The following is a 16,349-nucleotide window of genomic DNA, read 5'->3' on the forward strand; positions in this document are numbered from 1 at the left end:
ATCTTTTCAAGATTCGATAAACTGGATGTGATGTTCACCTTCTTTATCCTGGCTTCACTCATCTCAGACACGTTGATTAACGTGAACAGGCCCTAAGAAGGTTGTTAATGGTATCGGCGTGTTCACGTCTTTCAGTGAGCACGATTGGGTGCCTGTTTTTGTGAACACTATCAATCACATCTGACACTATTTGTTGTGTTCTTGTGTCATTCTCCATTATCCAGCGATATGCGTCTGTAATTTTTGGTCGTTCTTCAGGCCGGGTAAGATGCTGTGGCGGGGTATCATAAAGCTGGTGTATTTGAATCTCCTGCTCGAAGTTTTCATCCCCTGATTTTTTAACTTTGTGGCGGATAGGACCGGCAGCCATAAAGATGATTTTCTGGTGTCCGTCCTGTCTTTCTGGGGTGGCGGTCAAGCCCAGAACATATTTTGCTCGAACTTCGTTTAATACCATCTCAAAGCGCGGTGCTGATACATGGTGGCATTCATCAACGATGATATGACCGTAGTCCTGAACGATAGGCGAGACAGTGTTGTCCTTCTTGTTAATCAGGCTTTGATACGTCGCTACATCAATGATGCCAGTTGGCTTTTTCTTTCCTCCGCGAATGACACCAATTTCTGTTTCTGGCAAGAATGAACGTAGTCTTTCCTGCCATTGATCGAGTAACTGGCGGCTGTGTACAAGAATAAGCGTATTTGTTTTGCGCTTGGCGATCATTCCTATGGCCGTTACTGTTTTTCCAAACGCAGTAGGCGCATGCAGGATACCCGTATCATGTTTGCTCATTGCTTTAACAGCAGCTTGCTGATTTCTCCGTAAGGTTAACGATGGCTTTACACCTGGAAGCTGATTGCCAGGCTCTCGTTTGTCATCGATCTTTACGTTGATTCGGTTCTCATTCAACAGCGCGAGAGCTTCATCCACGCAGCCGCGTGGCAAAGCCAAGTAACCTTGCTCGATGCGTGCACAAGAAATAAATCGCGGTATGCCGTGAGTGGAAAAGCGAAGCGCCTGTGTCTTAAAGAAAACCGGATTGGAAAAACTGGCCAGGCGCCTTAACCTTGCCAAGAGGGCACTTGGTAGTGCTTTAATCTCGAAATAGATGTGGTTGGCGAGTGTTATCGTAATCTGTTGAGGTGGATTTTCCAGAGCCAGTGGCGTGGGTTTGGCTGTGATCTCCCAGGGAGGGCGGTTGTCGGCGACTCCCTGTTCAGAAAGCAGGCGGTTATTGGAGGAAAGCTGCGAAAGTAGTTTGCTTAGCTCTCGTTTGGAAAGCTTTTTTATCTGGGTAAGATGTTGCCACTGGTCGTCTATGACATTCAATTCTGTATCGACAAATGAGCTGTTGCCCGAACGCCTTGCTTCACGCTGTAGCGGTAATGCGATCAGGTTGCCGAACCCTCCTTCTGGCAGAATGTCCTGATTGGGAAACAGTCTATCGTAAGAGTCGAAGGATAGATTTGGGTAAATCTCCATGGCGGCATCAAGAAGTCCAAAACCCAGTAAGCGTGCTTCATTGGCTGGGATACGATTTTTGAAAAATATCCATAGGTGGGCACCATTTCCCGAACGTGAGATTTCTATAGCATGGGGTACGCTGTATTTTGCACAGGCTCGGAACATCGCTTTTACTTCTTCTTTCCAGTTCCCTTTATCGAAATCGGCGGCCAGCAAATAACAGATGTTGTCCTGGAGTAGTGGGTAGAGGCCCGCTACCTGTTGCCCTGCCAAGTGGCGATAGATGACTTGGTCGTTTAACGCGCTAAACTGGCGATGATTGCATTCCTGGCATTTAATTCGCGGCTTGTTGCAGATTCCCGTTACCCACTCGTTGTCGCAGGCAACAGAGTAGCCGCTTCGCCCTTGCCGGTTTTGCCAGCGATTGGCAAAAATGTCGGTACGACCGCGAAACAGGCAGCTGAAAATTGTAATTTTTTGTTCCGGAGTGAGGGGATTTGGTGCAGAGGCAGTAGACTTGGGTGTGCGCAGTTGTTCCCTGAGTTCTATGAGCCGTTGCTTTTCCTGCTCGAGCTCATCCAATCTTGCCTCGATAGTGGGGATATCACCATACTTATTCCCTATAAGGTCCTGATCTGACATAGGCGTGGCGTGATAGCCTTTACAGCGATTCAAGCGATGCTATAGGCACGAACAGTTTCATGGGGTTGTCCGTTAGCGGTAAGAAGAAGTCGAAAGAGTGGTAGAAGGCCAGCGCATCCTGGTCGAGCACATCAAGAACAACGCCCATAGCGGGTATACCCTTCGGGTTGCTTGCGATTTGATAGGCGTACCTGAGTGCATGGGCCAGTGTTTTGGCGCCCAGACCTTGCCGGTGGAATCGTTGATCGATCCCGAGTTGAGCGAGCAGGATGACGGGCACCGGGTAGCGCGGCAGGCGGGATGGATCAGGTAGTTCTTCGCGAATTAATGTCTGGTGGGCCAGGGTGTAATACGCAGCGACGTGAGACTTCTCAGAGTTCTCTCTGGGTGTATTGGCGTCTAGAGCATAGGGAAGAACAAAGGTTCGATTTAAATTTAACGCCATATTCTTTGCCGCATAACGGCGCAGGTAGGCGTTAATGGGCTCCTTGCCGCAATCAAATGATTTTACATTGACCGCCTTGGGATCTAGTGGCACAAACTCAGTGATTGGCATTCAGCACGAAGCCCTCTTGGTCAAGCGCCTCTGCCGCCTTGCGAAGCCTAGCAGTCGGCGCAGGCGGGTTATCACATGCCTCGCAAAAAGCATCGAACTGCGCGTTAGTCAGTTGAATACTGCTGTAGGCATCCAACGCTTCGGGTGCATGCTGTTTAACCAGCTGGGTAACATACGCCTTGATGCTGGTTAGACCAGACGCCCGTGCAGCGCGTTCTGCCAGCTCATAGGTTTCTTCATCCCATTGCATTTCATATCGTAAAACTTTGGGCATAGTTGTCTCCAAATATTGAATACGGAATATTTTCGTAATCTGTTAGATTATTACGGAAATTATCCGTAGTGACAAGTCTTTCAGTGTTAAAGGTGACCCATAATTTCAGTTGACTGTAATGATACAGTGTGGAAGTCTGTCAATACTGTACTATTACAGTATTAAAGGTGGGTGATGAAAGCCGAGTTAGAGAAGCTGTTGCAGCCTTACTCCATTCAGCCGGAGGCCTTGCTGCCAGTGATATTCAATGTTTTTTCCTTGTGGCATCTTAGCGGGCGCGATCAGATGACCCTGCTGGGCCTGAGTAACGAAAAGACTCTGTATAATTGGAAAAGTCAGCCGGAGAAAGCGAAGTTGACCCGGGACTTTTTGGAAAGAGCCAGCTATATCTTGGGAATCTACAGGGCATTACAGATTTCTTTTCTCTGAGGAAGAGCAGCGCGATCAATGGCTTCATACGCCAAATGATAATCCGCTCTTTAGCGGTTCAATACCAATGGAGAAGATGCTGCATGGTTTGGTCGCCGATTTGGCGATAGTTAGAGATTTTCTGGATAGCCAGCTTGTTGGCTGACCAAAATATGAATATTTTCATAATGAGTTTCTGAGCATGGTATTTCTCATGGTATTGTCTAAATATTGGTTTTTAACTATATGGAAAATTGGATAAAAATCTCCTCGTTTACAATCGAGTGGGGAGTGACTAGAATTTATAACACATTGATTTATAACAATTAAAATAATCTAATTGATAATGTAATCTACATCATCAATGGTATTTTTCATGGTATTTCCCGAGCGTTGTAACGCAAAAACCAGCGATACCATGAGAGGTAGATGTGTGCAGGTATGGTATTTTTTTGCGTGTAGCAAGGCAGAAAGCACAGATGCCATGAAAGAATGTAAATCTCGCATGTTATCAGAGTGCTTATAAGAGCAATATCAGGCAATGTCTGGTGTTAGTGATGAAGGAATATGAAGAGCCAGCTATCTTGTAAAAACGGAGTAAGGCTCCTAAAATGCAAGATATGATTCTTCGTCAAATTACTGAGAAACTTCAAGCAACTATTGCACAAGTGCCTGCGGTTGTGCTGCTTGGTGCACGCCAGGTTGGCAAGACTACACTGGCAAAAACCATCGCTAAAAGCATCGACTCTATTTACCTTGATTTAGAAGCACCTGAGGATGTGCTGAAGCTCAGTGACCCCAGCAGTTTTTTAAGTGCTCATGCCGATAAACTGATTATCCTGGATGAAATCCAGAAAATCCCGGACTTATTTCCCGTGCTGCGGGGTCTGATCGACAAAAACCGCGAGCGGGGTCGCAGGTCAGGTCAGTTCTTACTGCTTGGGTCAGCATCGATGGATTTGATGCGCCAGTCTTCCGAAAGTCTCGCAGGCCGGATTAGTTATCTCGAGATGAGCGGTCTGAGCATGGTTGAAGTTGATGATCATCAACAGGAAAGGCAGACCCTGTGGATGCGGGGTGGTTTTCCAGACAGCTATCTTGCCGCGCATGATGACCTGGCCATGGACTGGCTGGAAAATCTGATTCGTACCTATCTTGAGCGCGACATCCCACAAATGGGTTTTCGCGTTCCCGCAGCAAGGTTACGTCGGCTGTGGACGATGTTGGCGCATCTTCAGGGTGAAACCGTTAACTATTCCAAGCTTGCCTCAAATCTGGAAGTCGATGCCAAAACAGTCACTCATTACATTGATATTCTGACAGATCTTTTGTTGGTAAGACGCCTGGAGCCATGGCATGCAAACGCCAAGAAACGGCTGGTTAAATCTCCCCGTTTTTACGTGCGAGACAGCGGCATTTTGCATAGGTTGCTGGGAATTAATGCTTATGATGCGCTATTGTCCAATCCGGTGTTGGGAAAAAGCTGGGAGGGATTTGTTATCGAGAATATTCATTCGATCCTGCCTGGCCGTGCAGAAACCTACTTTTACCGGACTGCTGCTGGTGCAGAGATTGATCTGGTTATCAAGATGCCATCGTCAGAAGTTTGGGCCATAGAGATCAAGTACGGAGTCGCGCCCAAGATCGGAAAACATTACAGTAAAACCAGCGACGATGTTGGCGCGGTGCATAGGTACATCCTCTATGGTGGTGAGGATGAGTTCCCTGTGGGTAATGATATTAACGTCATTTCACTGAGTGGACTGATGAGTCGACTTCTGCTTGGCAAACAGTGAATAGAGATGAGTGAATATCAGTACTACGAGTTTATCGCCATCGATGAACCTCTGACCTCGAAGCAGATGGCTGAACTGCGAGCCTGTTCGACTCGCGCGAACATCACACCGACCAGTTTTGTCAATGAGTATCACTGGGGCGATCTCAAGGCAGATCCGGCTGAATGGATGCGGCGTTACTTTGATGTCCACGTCTATGTAGCAAACTGGTGCACCTGCGTTCTCTGCCTGCGCCTGCCGAGAAAAGTTTTTAATACAGGGGTTTTCCGCGATTTCAAAACCGAAACCACTTTTTCGGCCAAGCAGACCAAGACACACTGGCTGCTTGAATGGGTGCTGGACGAAAATGATAACTACGAGCGTTTTGCCGAAGAGGATGGGCGAGGCTGGATGGGCAGATTAGCTCCATTACGAGACGAATTGCTGCGGGGCGATATGCGTCCGTTGTATCTTGGCTGGCTGGCCGGCGTGAGTGCAGGTGAGGTCAGTGGCAAGACCACCGAGCCCGAACCACCACCGGGACTTTCCCGGTTGACTGCCGCCCAGCTGTCACTGGCGGAATTCCTGGAGGTCGATGAGGATCTACTATCCGCTGCAGGGCACGTTGACCAGACTGGTTTCAAGCACGACAGAGAGGCTGATGCGGAACTGGTGGATGACTGGATCTCCGCACTTCCTGCACCATTGAAAAACGCGATGCTGAAATTGTTGTTGACCGGGCATGCGCCGCAGGCCGAGAGTAAACTGAAACTGCGGTTTCAGGCTTGGAGGCGAGATCAGCTATCGGGAGCATTACCTACAACGCTGCGGCGCAAGGTCGCTGATCTGCATAAGATGGCGGCATCCGCTGCCGAAGCGAGAAAGAAGCAGGCAGCGATACAACGCAAAAAGGCCGAAACCGAACGGCAGGCCAAACGAGAAACCTATTTGCGTACACTGGCCACCGATTTTAACCGATGCTGGCGGGCTGCCGACAAACGCGCTGAACGTGGCAATGCTTCAGCGTATGACGAGGTCAAGCGCTCACTTGTCGATCTGTCGGATGCATATCTGTTGTGTGCGACCCGAGCTGACTTCGACCGCAGGCTGGGCAAGTTTTTGGTCCGGCATGGAAAACGCGGTGCCTTGGTTCGGCGTCTCATTGAGGCGGGTCTCTGGCAGAAATCCTCGTAATGAAGGAAGCAAAGTCGAAATGGCAGCGAAGTTTACCGCGAAATACCTGGATAAACTCATCGAAGCGGCGACCACCGATGCATATATTGAATCGGAACAGGTCAGTGGGTTCTTTTCTTTGATCGAAGATAATCTTGTCGTTCCGTTTAAGACTCGGGTACTTGGACAGCTAGTGACTGTGACTGGGATTGATATCACTGAAAGCGATCAAATAGTCGCAATCTGCACGTTCGGAAAAACAGCCCAGGCAATTCCGGTTCTTGATCTGCCGATGTCGGCCCCGTTTCCAGAGGGGGCGGAATGGGTAGCGGCTTACCGCCGGTGGTGTGGGAGTTGAGGATATTGGTCGAACCCTTGGCAATTTGTGGAAAGAGCGACTTTTTCAAGGATTTTTTGGACATGGTATTTTTCATGGTATTACCGTTTAGCAGTAAAATAAGCCATTAAATTTAAAAGATAAAAATGTCTTATTGATAATAGAGCGGGAGTGACACGAATTCGTAACATATTGAATTATAACAATAAAGACAAATCAGTTGATAATATAATCTGCATCATCAATGGTATTTTTCATGGTATTTATTGCGCGTAACAAGGCAGCAGACATCGATACCATGAGAGGCGAATTGATGCAGTCATGGTATTTGGTGGCCACCGTTGAGATGCCAGTTCTTGATCGAGAGTTGCGTTATTCAGGGCTGTATTCACGCCATATATCTCTATAATATGGCGTGAATAAGTGCTAGAATCACGCCATGAGATGGATATGGCAACAACCCGATTGGCCCGATTTCCGCCATAACGAAAGCGCGCTCAAAGACCGAGAGCTAGAGTTTCGCCTGAACTCAGAGCGCCTGGCTGGCAGCTTTGATGCACTGCCGATGGCATCTCAAGAGGATGCCACGATTGACTTGATGCTTTCCGAGGCCATCAAAACCAGCGCCATTGAGGGCGAGGACCTGGATAGAGAATCGGTCAGGTCATCGCTACTCTCTTTGATAACATCGGATACGCTACCGGCCAACTCGGACCAGAAAGCAGCGGGGGCTGCTGCGTTGCTGGTTGACGTTCGCAAGAACTGGCACGCATCGCTGACGCATGAACTGCTGGGCAAGTGGCAGTCCATGGCTGTCCCGGAGCAGCGCTACACGTCTATTCTGCGTGGCGCATATCGCAACGATCCTTCACCAATGCAAATAGTGAGCGGGCCTTATGGGCGCGAAAAGGTTCACTATGAAGCTCCGCCAGCGACTCAGGTGCCTGACGAAATGGGGAGGTTTGTCGACTGGTACAATCAAACCAGTCCTTTAAGCGGGGATAAGACAAAAAACAGGATCGCAAGAGCAGGTATTGCTCATCTCTGGTTCGAGGTGATTCACCCCTTCGATGATGGTAATGGTCGAGTCGGCAGGGCAATCGCCGACCATGGGCTTTCCCAGTTTCTCGGTTATCCAACCACGGCCTGTCTTGCCACGGCGATAGAAGGGGATAAAAAAACCTATTACCTGCAACTGGAGAAAGCGAGTCGTGGAAGTCTGGATGTTAACGTTTGGCTGGATTATTTCGCAGACACAATAATCAAGGCACAGGAAATTGCCAGAGAGGAAGTTGACTTTGTACTGGCCAAGACACGATTCTACGAAGCCTATGGTAACCAGTTGAATGACCGGCAGGCCAGAATGGTATCGCGGGTATTAGCTGAAGGTCGAAATGGTTTTAAAGGCGGAATAACGACAAAAAAATATGAAGCGATTACCAAGTGCCCTAACCGAACGGCCAGCCGTGATCTTTCTGACCTGGTTGCCAAGGATATCATCATCCCGTTACCAGGTGGTGGCAGAACAACCCGATATGAGTTGGCGACTGTTGAACCGGCTCAGTCTGGTCTGACGAGGAAATGATTCTCTTCGCTCTGGAGCGAGCGATTTTATCTACACAAGCCTGAACGATTTAATGAACTTCCGTTTTGCTCTATGAATATGGATACACTCAAGGAGAAATTGGCTGATATCGATGCAGATATTTTGCGGAATTTTATTTTCGATCTCTACCTCCGCTACCCGGAGTTGAGCGACAAGATCGAGGCATTGACATTGGCAAATGATTCGACCGCGCTGTCCAGGGTATTGGGCAAGCGTATCGCGTCACTGCGTCGAGGGCGGAGGTTTATCGATTATCGGGCGAGTTTTGATTTTGCGCGCGAACTGGAAGCGTTGCTCGCGGACATTGAAAGCGGACTGCTGGCGCGCTCACCGAAACATGCATTTAATTTGGTCGACCGGTTCCTGGCGACGGCAGAATCGGTGCTCAACCGTGTCGATGATTCCGTCGGGGCAGTCGGCGAGGTATATCGCCAGGCCGTACTGTCGTGGTTGACGGCGGCTAAAGACTGGCAGAATGCCAACGTCGACTGGCTCGAGCGGATTTATCAGCTATACCAGCAGAATGATTATGGTGTGCTTGATCCGCTATTGCCGAATGCCCACCTACTGTTGACGCAGGATCAACTGAAGCAACTGGCCTGGCGTTATGAAAACGCCCTGCGTAAGGCGTCAAAATCCCATGAACAAGAAGACAAAGTCAATTTCCCGGTCTTGCACAATGGCGTGGCGTTGGGTCAGATCGCCGATGCCTTGCGCGATCCAGCATTGTACGAGCGATCGGTATTGATCCATTCGCCAAAGCCAAACAATCTGCAAGTGAAATCGATTTGTGAAAAGTACTTGCAGTATGAGCAGCCAGAGGCGGCAATGCGTTATCTGAACCAGGCGTGGGAAAGCCGTTTTGAGTATGATCGTCTGCAATTGCTGGATCAGGTCTGTGTACAAACGGGCGATCGGCAACAGCTTAAAGTGATTCGTTCCCGGCTGTTTCGGAGCGAGCAGAGCTACGCCAGTTTCACGCGATATTTGGAAGTCCTGGATGAGGACGAGAAAGAGAAAGCGTGTGGCTCAGCGATCGAACAAGCCGAACAGGGTGGCAATATCGTACTCAGCGCAGATCTGTTAATGAAACTGAGCCAGACGGAGAGAGCCCAAGCCTTAGTGTTAGCCCGGCATCAGGAGTTGGCGGAGTGTCTTTATGACAGTCTGCTGAGGCTGGCCAAGGCGTTTGAAAAAGCGGATTGCAATCTGGCGGCCACGGCGTGCTACCGCGCCTTGCTACTGGATATCCTGGCTCAGGCCCGCAGTAAGGCTTACGGCCATGGTGCACGGTATTACAATAAACTGGAAGCGCTGGCGAAGCGGATCAAGGTATTCAAACCACTACTAACACATCACGTCTTCGTGGAGCAATTGCGCTCGGTGCATGGGCGAAAAAAAAGTTTTTGGGCGCGACTGGAATCATGATGTAGCGAAGCCTGCAGCACAGCATGGGGTGGCTCTTCTCTGCATTTCAGGTGAGTATTGGCAGCACAACTGAACATGGTATTTTTCATGGTATTACCGCCTACACCACGAAGTAAGTTATTGATATCAAATTGCAAGAATAGCTCATTTATCATCGAGTGGGAGTGATCAGAATTTGTAAAATATTGATTACTAATAATAAAAAAATCCAATTGATAATATGATCTGCATCATCAATGGTATTTTTCATGGTATTTCTGCGTGCTGAAACGCAAAAAAGCAGCAATACTATGAGTGGCAGATTGGCGTAATCATGGTATCAACGGTCGGCACTTAGATATCGCCTTTTGAACGAGCGTGGCGTGATTATGCTGATGGGCACTGTTGATCACGGTGCCTGTCCCCATTTCCGAAAAGCGTGTCCTTGTGTTATTTCAGTGCCTGCCAACCAGGTACGGCTTTGGTGAACTCTTCTTGAAAAGCCGGTCGTTTGATGTTGTCCTGTTTGACTTTGATGGCAAAGTCGCGCCAGCGCGGCGCATCCTACAGTACATCAACCAACACATGGTGGATCTTCTTCATTACCTGTGCCTTCCGGGTGTATTCCTTGCGTGGGGCGTTGGTCTTGAGGTTGCCAAGTCCTGAAAAATAATATTTGAGAATCGCTTCGGGATACCTGCCTTCAAGGCGCCTGGCGGTCTGCAGTTCATAGGTGCTGTCCCATGCGTAGAGGGGATAGCGGCTTCGGGTCAATACGGCCATCGCTTCCTCGTACTCCTTGCGGTGCATCCGGATGCGAAGTTGTTCCGTATCCCGGGCGTTCTCCAGCTGAGCTAGGATTTTCGTTTCGTAAGACTTCCATTCGGCAGCTGTGCACAGCTTCCTAAATGCCTTGTACTTGTCACAGGTTAGAGGATCGATCGCCTGATCGAATTGTAGCGCCAGGTAGCGCTCCCGATTGCCGGCGGATTCGACACGCTTGGCAACGAACTGACGCAATTCATCCATGCGGCCTTTTCCCTTGAGCAGTCCCGTCTCCGCGACCTCCATGGCCTTCTGCCTTTCACCGGCCTTCCAGTGGAAGTCCGTGAGGTCGTAATAATCGGTGCCAGTGGCTAGTTTGCGCTGGCGAAGCTCGAGATATTTTTCCCGGTTGTCGAGTCGGCGATAAATGCGGCAGGCGTGGTCGATTTTCCAGTCCCCGCCCATGGACTCAAAGGCTTCCGCCAGTGCCCACCAATCGTCGTCAAGTCCGGCATTACCACTTTCGATATAGGGCAGGGCATTGTCGAGAAGTTTTTGCCTGTAGTCTGCATCGATCTTTTTCCGGGAAAGCGCCTGCGTGATCTCCTGCAACAGGCTCGAAACATGGATGTCGGCATCATAATCGCCGCCACCGTATGCATCCAACTCGTCTAGATCCGGCGCGAGTTCGGCCCACAGGGCCAGCAGATTTTCACCCTCGGACTGTTTCTTCCGGCTGGGTGACAGGGCAGTATGCCTGTTCAGATAGTCGAGGCATTCACGTCGGACAGCGGGGCGTGAGGCCGCCACGCGTACGATCAGATCGACCAGCTTTGCTTTCGGCGCGGTCTCCAGCAGAGTGGCCAACGGATCATCCTGTTTGCGTTTTTTCGCCATTAACCTTTACTTGGGGAGCTGAAATTGAACAAACTGGCTCAGCAATGGCAGGGCCTTCACCCGGTATTCGCGACACAGGAGTTCGCCGGATGTAGGTTCAACCTTTGCCAGCCCCAGAAAGCCCGAGAAATGCACCAGAGCACGCCAATTGTAACCGCGGCGCACAGTCTCATCGGGGGAGGATACCTGGCTCGGCGGCACTTCATCCAACAACCACGGAAAGGCGCGTAAGAAGGCGTCCTCATAAAATACCTGCGGCCGCCAAATGTCACCGTAGCGGGTGAGTAAGAAAAGTGTGAACAGGAAGGCGCTCTGTATGAAGCGCAGCTCAGGATAGCCGTCCCTGTACGCCCAGTTGAACTGTTCGATATAGGTCCTGAACAGCCTGGGATAGATCGCTGCTAAGCCGCCATCGGCCAGTAGCCGGCGGCAATCTCGGCTGAGGATGAAGCGTCCCTTGTATTTGCGCATCAGCCCCGAAAGTTCGGCCACCAGGCGGGTAACATGCAGATCGGTGAAATCCTCCTCCCGATTGATGCCCCCATAACGGGTGTTTTCCTGAAAACTATGCTCACCCCAATAGGCCAGCGCGGCCTCGCGGCAGAAGTTGCGCGGCAGCTTGCCCTTGGCGGTCGGTTTGAGGCCCTGCTCGCCGATGGCGTCCGTCAATAGCTCAAACAGGTTCAGTATCGGCGCGACCGGGTTAGTATCGAGCACCTCCGGAAAGCGGACCAGTCCCGGCGATGCGAACGGTAAATTCAGTATCTGGTGCATCTGCTCGGGCGATAAACCGTGAAATTCGTCCAGCTGTTGACGGTTTTGCTGTTGGGTAATCTGGTTCAGAAATGCCTGCGCCTCTTCCAGCGAGTTGAATTGCCGGCCTTCGAGCGCTTCGTGCAAGGCTTCGGAAATGCTTGCGGCGCCATGGCTGGATGCCGTGCCGTTCTCCTTGCCCAGGCAGCAGTGCTTGAATTTCTTTCCACTGCCGCAGGGGCAGGGGTCATTGCGACCGATGGCTGGTGTTTTCATCTACAATCTGCTCAGAGTTGATTTCATGCCACGGAAGAACAGTGACATTGGAGCGTATCTGCCGGGTGTCACCGCCATAAACCAGCCACGCTTTTCCGGCGGTTTCACCTGCCAACTTTTGCCAGAACTCCAGCCCCTTGAAGTAATCTTTGTTGATGGTTTGCCCGGATTTGATTTCCAGCGGTGACGGATGGGTTCCATGGTCAATCAGCAGGTCCACCTCATGTCCCGAACAATCACGCCAGAAGTAAAGGTTTGAGGTTTCACCCGAGTTGTAACGGGCTTTCAGCAATTCACTGATAACCCAGGTTTCAAATAAGGCGCCTCGTTGAACGTGGGTAGACAATTGTTCGTAGTTTTGGATGCCGAGCAACCAGGTTGCAAGACCGGTATCCAGGAAATAGAGCTTGGGTGTTTTGACCAGGCGCTTATTGAAATTCTGGTGGTGCGGCGGCAACAGATGCACGATGTAACTGGCTTCCAATACGGATATCCAGGCCTTGGCCGTGTTATGCGTAATACCACAGTCATTGGCCAGCGAGGAAAGATTGAGCAGTTGTCCGGTCCGACCTGCACACAATTTTAGGAAGCGTTGAAAGGTTCCCAAATCCTGTACTTTGATCAGTTGCCGGACGTCTCGTTCCAGGTAAGTGCGTACATAGTTTCCATGCCAGGGATGCGATTCGAGTCCTCGGTCGAAGATGGGGGGGAACGCACCATCAAAGAGTATCTTGTCAAGGTTCTTGCCAATTTTTCCTGAACGCTGTAACTCGCCGTAGGTCATGGGTAGCAGCGTTAACAATGCGGCTCTGCCGGCCAGACTCTGCGTGATGCCAGACAACAGGCCAAACTGCTGGGAACCCGTCAGGATAAATTCGCCGGGTTGTTGCCGTTCATCAACGCGTGTCTGGAGATAAGAAAACAGGGCAGGGCAGCGTTGCGCCTCGTCCAGGATGGCGCTTCCACTAAATTGATTCAAAAAACCACGCGGGTCCGTTTCAGCAAATTCCCTTTGGTCTAGATCTTCAAGCGATACATAGTGGTGATCGGGAAAGGCATGCCTCACCAGGGTGGACTTGCCGGACTGGCGAGGGCCGGTGACCACAACCACCGGATAGCCGCTGGCGAAGTGTTGAAGCCTCGATTCTGCGTTCCGGGGGATGTAGGTCATGGTGGTTTCTGATCGCTTTACATGCCTGCATTATGAGGGAAAATGGCTAATTGTCAATGCAATTACCAATTAGCCTATATGCGGCGCTCAGTACGGTGATCCATTATCTGCAGGAGCAGGAAGGGATACACTTGGAATTCAAAGCCCGGAAGGTGTCATAGGGTGCTGTCTAGAAGTGTTCAATCGGCAATTTTTTTCGAGCATTTTGAAGGATTTTCTGAGCATGGTATTTTTCATGGTATTACCAATTGGCATGAAAATAAGTCATTGAATATAAAAGATAAAAAAGGCCTATTGATAATAGAGTGGGAGTGACGGGAGTTTAACGCATAGATTTATAACAATTAAATCAATCCAATTGATAATATAATCTGCATCATCAATGGTATTTATCGCGCGTTGTAAGGCAGCAGACCTCGATACCATGAGATAAAAAACTGAGCTTGGCATGGTATCGGGGAGCTTGATTTTCAGGTGTTCTAGAGCAATCCGAAAATCGGCAATTCCAGCACGGTGTTTCAGAAAAACGGTATCGTTTTTCTGAAACTGTTGGCGGTGTAATAGATACGTAAGCTGCTGAAAATTATTTATTTTCGTAATTCTTCTCGTGCAGATAGCCTGACTCCCCCGTTAGGTCTGTGTCTGAATTCTTCATGCCGATCAGTTGCGGAAAGTAACCATGTGCGTTACAGTTTACCATAAAGAAGGAGATGGCTATTGATTCAGAGTTTTCGGGACCGCAGGCTAAGGAATTTTTATTTGGAGGATAAAACCAGCAAGAAGATTCCCGCTAAGGTCGAAGGTCGACTGTTTCGAAAGTTGCAGTTAATCGATGACGCGACTTGTGATCTCGACCTACGGTCGCCTCCGAGCAATCATTTTGAAAAGTTGAGAGGGAACTTGGCCGGGAAGCATTCGATTCGCGTTAACAAGCAAGGGCGGTTGGTGTTTATCTGGTCAGGCGAACGTGGCGAGGCCCAGGACATCTATCTGGATAACCACGATTATCGGTGAGGCAGGCTATGAATATCACAAAACGACAACCCGTCAGTGTCGGTGAGATGATTACCGAGGAATTTCTTGTGCCCATGGCGTTGACTCAGGGGCAGTTGGCAGAAGCGATGGGGGTGAGTCGAAAAACCGTCAATGAGTTATGTACCAACCGCCGTACAATCACGGCTGATACGGCATTGATGCTGGCGACCGTATTCGGGAATACCGCTGATTTCTGGGTGAATCTGCAGCAGCGTAACGAGCTATGGAAAGCGCTAAATACACCAAAGCGGCGAGCACGGATTGAGAAAGCCAAGCCTATTGCAGCCTGAGTTTGAGGGCAATGGCTCGTAGCGCGCATAAGTGGTCCTTTCCAGCACGATTCCGGACTGGCGCTTATAGCTGGAAGGCATCAAGGCTGGCGTGCCAGCGTCTTCGCGAAGCTGTCTCCGAAATCAATAAAGTCGCAAAGAAAGATCCCCTGACTGGCGCAGAGGGTGCTGTCCGTTTGATGGAAAAGATCTGGCCGGCGCTGGAGCATGTCGATAGCTCCAGCGGTGCGTTGGGGTCTGCGGTTAACAAGACGCTGGGTGATTTGATACCGATCGTCATAGATGCGCCTGCAGATGAGAAAACCCGTAATAGTTGGCTCGACCGGCTCTGGCAGGCAATGGAGGATGATGGTGTCGATTACCTCAGCCCTGTTGGTGATCACTGGGGTGAACTCTGTGGTTCTCCGGAAGTCGCAAGCCTGCTTGGCCGATGAGTTGGTTTCCACGTTGCGTTCCTGTTGGTCAGATCCAAACCCAGGCGGATATTTTCACGGTGCGACAGCTTGCCTGTCCTGTCTGTTGATGACAGGCCGTTACGAAGAATTGCTCGATTTGCTGGAACTGCCACGGTGCCCGTCCTGGCATTACCGTCGCTATGGCGTAGAAGCACTCCTGGTCATGGGCAGGAAGGCGGAGGCGGTTCAGTATGCGGAAGCCTCGCGGGGGCTGAACCAGCCGGATTCCCTGATCGACCAAGCCTGCGAGCAGATCCTGATCTCATCCGGCCTGGATGACGAGGTCTACCGGCGTTACGGATTGAGTGCTGCGGTGGGTAATTCCTATATCGCCCGGTTTCGCTCAGTTGCAAAACGCTATCCAATGAAGGACAAGTCGCAGATCCTGTCAGATCTCATCGCCACAACACTAGGTGAAGACGGGAAGTGGTTTGCGACGGCCAAGGAACTCGAACTTTATGATCTGGCATTGGAACTGGCCAATCGGAGTCCCTGTGATCCAAAAACGCTGACCAGGGCGGCCAGGGATTATCTTGACACGGAACCGGCATTCGCTCTGGGATCCGCAATAGCCGCCCTTCGCTGGTTGAGTGAGGGGTGGGGCTACGAGGTGGCCAGCGTTGATGTGGCGGAGGCTTATAACCGCGCGATGGATGCTGCGGCCAGGTTGAATCGGGTTGACGATGTGACCAAACAGATTCAGCAACTCGTTGAGGCGAGTGACAATGCCTCGGTACGGTTTGTTCGGGACGCCGTGCAGGGACGTATGCGTGCATCTGTTTAAAGTGCTCCATTACCTGCAGAAGCAGGGAGGGGCATCCATCTGGAAGTCAAAGCTCGGAAGGTTGTCTAGGGTGCTGTATAGCAGTGTTCAATTGGTTTTTTTCGAGCATTTTGAAGGATTATCCGAGCATGGTATTTTTCATGGTATTACCGCTTAGCAGAAAACCAATCCATTGAATATTAAACGCGAATTCAATTTCCAAGTGCAACTCGACAGAGTTGGTTAGAGGGTAAGCTGCGGTAGCATAGGTAGCTTCTCTCACCGACCAAAGTTTGAGGAG

The 16,349-nt window shown here is 50.2% G+C and carries 16 protein-coding genes and 1 pseudogene; 11 read left to right on the forward strand and 6 right to left on the reverse strand.

Features of this window, described 5'->3' with window-relative positions:
* Positions 1-94 precede the first annotated feature (94 nt).
* The 3 genes and pseudogenes from BOW53_RS09015 to BOW53_RS09025 all read right to left on the reverse strand — a co-directional run.
* Positions 95-2,107, reverse strand: a pseudogene (locus BOW53_RS09015) (TOTE conflict system archaeo-eukaryotic primase domain-containing protein); the annotation flags it as partial.
* A 19-nt stretch (positions 2,108-2,126) separates the two neighbouring features.
* Positions 2,127-2,663, reverse strand: coding sequence for a GNAT family protein (locus BOW53_RS09020; RefSeq protein ID WP_078487670.1), 537 nt, complete (start codon positions 2,661-2,663; stop codon positions 2,127-2,129).
* The gene (locus tag BOW53_RS09025; protein ID WP_245832077.1) at positions 2,650-2,937 is read right to left on the reverse strand and encodes a type II toxin-antitoxin system TacA family antitoxin; all 288 of its coding nucleotides are present in this window, start codon (positions 2,935-2,937) and stop codon (positions 2,650-2,652) included. The genes BOW53_RS09020 and BOW53_RS09025 overlap by 14 nt, the downstream gene beginning before the upstream one ends.
* A gap of 174 nt (positions 2,938-3,111) precedes the next feature.
* Between BOW53_RS09025 and BOW53_RS13270 the strand changes: the two genes are divergently transcribed.
* The 7 genes from BOW53_RS13270 (at position 3,112) to BOW53_RS09055 (ending at position 9,664) form a co-directional block, all read left to right on the forward strand.
* Positions 3,112-3,366 carry an antitoxin Xre-like helix-turn-helix domain-containing protein gene (locus BOW53_RS13270; protein WP_245832078.1) on the forward strand — a complete coding sequence of 85 codons (255 nt, stop codon included), beginning with the start codon at positions 3,112-3,114 and terminating at the stop codon, positions 3,364-3,366.
* A complete protein-coding gene (locus BOW53_RS13275; protein ID WP_245832079.1) occupies positions 3,323-3,511 on the forward strand; it encodes an antitoxin Xre/MbcA/ParS toxin-binding domain-containing protein in 189 nt (62 codons plus the stop codon). The genes BOW53_RS13270 and BOW53_RS13275 overlap by 44 nt, the downstream gene beginning before the upstream one ends.
* Positions 3,512-3,956: 445 nt before the next feature.
* The gene (locus tag BOW53_RS09035; RefSeq protein WP_078487671.1) at positions 3,957-5,141 is read left to right on the forward strand and encodes an ATP-binding protein; all 1,185 of its coding nucleotides are present in this window, start codon (positions 3,957-3,959) and stop codon (positions 5,139-5,141) included.
* A 6-nt stretch (positions 5,142-5,147) separates the two neighbouring features.
* A complete protein-coding gene (locus BOW53_RS09040; protein ID WP_078487672.1) occupies positions 5,148-6,314 on the forward strand; it encodes a hypothetical protein in 1,167 nt (388 codons plus the stop codon).
* A 19-nt stretch (positions 6,315-6,333) separates the two neighbouring features.
* Entirely contained in the window at positions 6,334-6,651 is a 318-nt protein-coding gene (locus tag BOW53_RS09045) for a hypothetical protein (RefSeq protein WP_078487673.1), read from the forward strand.
* A gap of 418 nt (positions 6,652-7,069) precedes the next feature.
* Complete coding sequence (locus BOW53_RS09050) at positions 7,070-8,215, forward strand: Fic family protein (protein WP_078487674.1); 1,146 nt, start codon at positions 7,070-7,072, stop codon at positions 8,213-8,215.
* 99 nt (positions 8,216-8,314) lie between these two features.
* Positions 8,315-9,664, forward strand: coding sequence for a DUF6880 family protein (locus BOW53_RS09055; RefSeq protein ID WP_135607057.1), 1,350 nt, complete (start codon positions 8,315-8,317; stop codon positions 9,662-9,664).
* A 543-nt stretch (positions 9,665-10,207) separates the two neighbouring features.
* Here BOW53_RS09055 and BOW53_RS09060 read toward each other — a convergent pair.
* Genes BOW53_RS09060 through BOW53_RS09070 form a run of 3 tightly spaced genes read right to left on the reverse strand, consistent with a single transcriptional unit; the run spans position 10,208 to position 13,505 of the window.
* Positions 10,208-11,305, reverse strand: coding sequence for a hypothetical protein (locus BOW53_RS09060; protein WP_078487676.1), 1,098 nt, complete (start codon positions 11,303-11,305; stop codon positions 10,208-10,210).
* 6 nt (positions 11,306-11,311) lie between these two features.
* The gene (locus BOW53_RS09065; RefSeq protein ID WP_078487677.1) at positions 11,312-12,334 is read right to left on the reverse strand and encodes a YecA family protein; all 1,023 of its coding nucleotides are present in this window, start codon (positions 12,332-12,334) and stop codon (positions 11,312-11,314) included.
* Positions 12,306-13,505: an ATP-binding protein gene (locus tag BOW53_RS09070; RefSeq protein WP_078487678.1), complete on the reverse strand. Its 1,200-nt coding sequence runs from the start codon at positions 13,503-13,505 to the stop codon at positions 12,306-12,308. Before BOW53_RS09070 ends, BOW53_RS09065 begins: the two co-directional genes overlap by 29 nt.
* A 717-nt stretch (positions 13,506-14,222) precedes the next feature.
* On the opposite strand from BOW53_RS09070, the gene BOW53_RS09075 reads away from it, so the two are divergent.
* From BOW53_RS09075 to BOW53_RS09090, 4 genes are all read left to right on the forward strand, one after another.
* Positions 14,223-14,519, forward strand: a complete 297-nt coding sequence (locus tag BOW53_RS09075) for a type II toxin-antitoxin system RelE/ParE family toxin (protein WP_078487679.1) — start codon at positions 14,223-14,225, stop codon at positions 14,517-14,519.
* Between the two features lie 8 nt (positions 14,520-14,527).
* Positions 14,528-14,830 (forward strand): HigA family addiction module antitoxin, encoded by a 303-nt coding sequence (locus BOW53_RS09080; protein ID WP_078487681.1) that lies wholly within the window; start codon positions 14,528-14,530, stop codon positions 14,828-14,830.
* A 179-nt stretch (positions 14,831-15,009) separates the two neighbouring features.
* Complete coding sequence (locus tag BOW53_RS09085) at positions 15,010-15,264, forward strand: hypothetical protein (protein WP_135607058.1); 255 nt, start codon at positions 15,010-15,012, stop codon at positions 15,262-15,264.
* A gap of 88 nt (positions 15,265-15,352) precedes the next feature.
* Positions 15,353-16,069 carry a hypothetical protein gene (locus BOW53_RS09090; RefSeq protein ID WP_135607059.1) on the forward strand — a complete coding sequence of 239 codons (717 nt, stop codon included), beginning with the start codon at positions 15,353-15,355 and terminating at the stop codon, positions 16,067-16,069.
* The last annotated feature ends 280 nt before the right edge of the window (positions 16,070-16,349 follow it).

Origin of the sequence: Solemya velesiana gill symbiont (assembly GCF_002020805.1) — a bacterium.
Lineage (GTDB): Bacteria > Pseudomonadota > Gammaproteobacteria > Chromatiales > Chromatiaceae > Sedimenticola_A.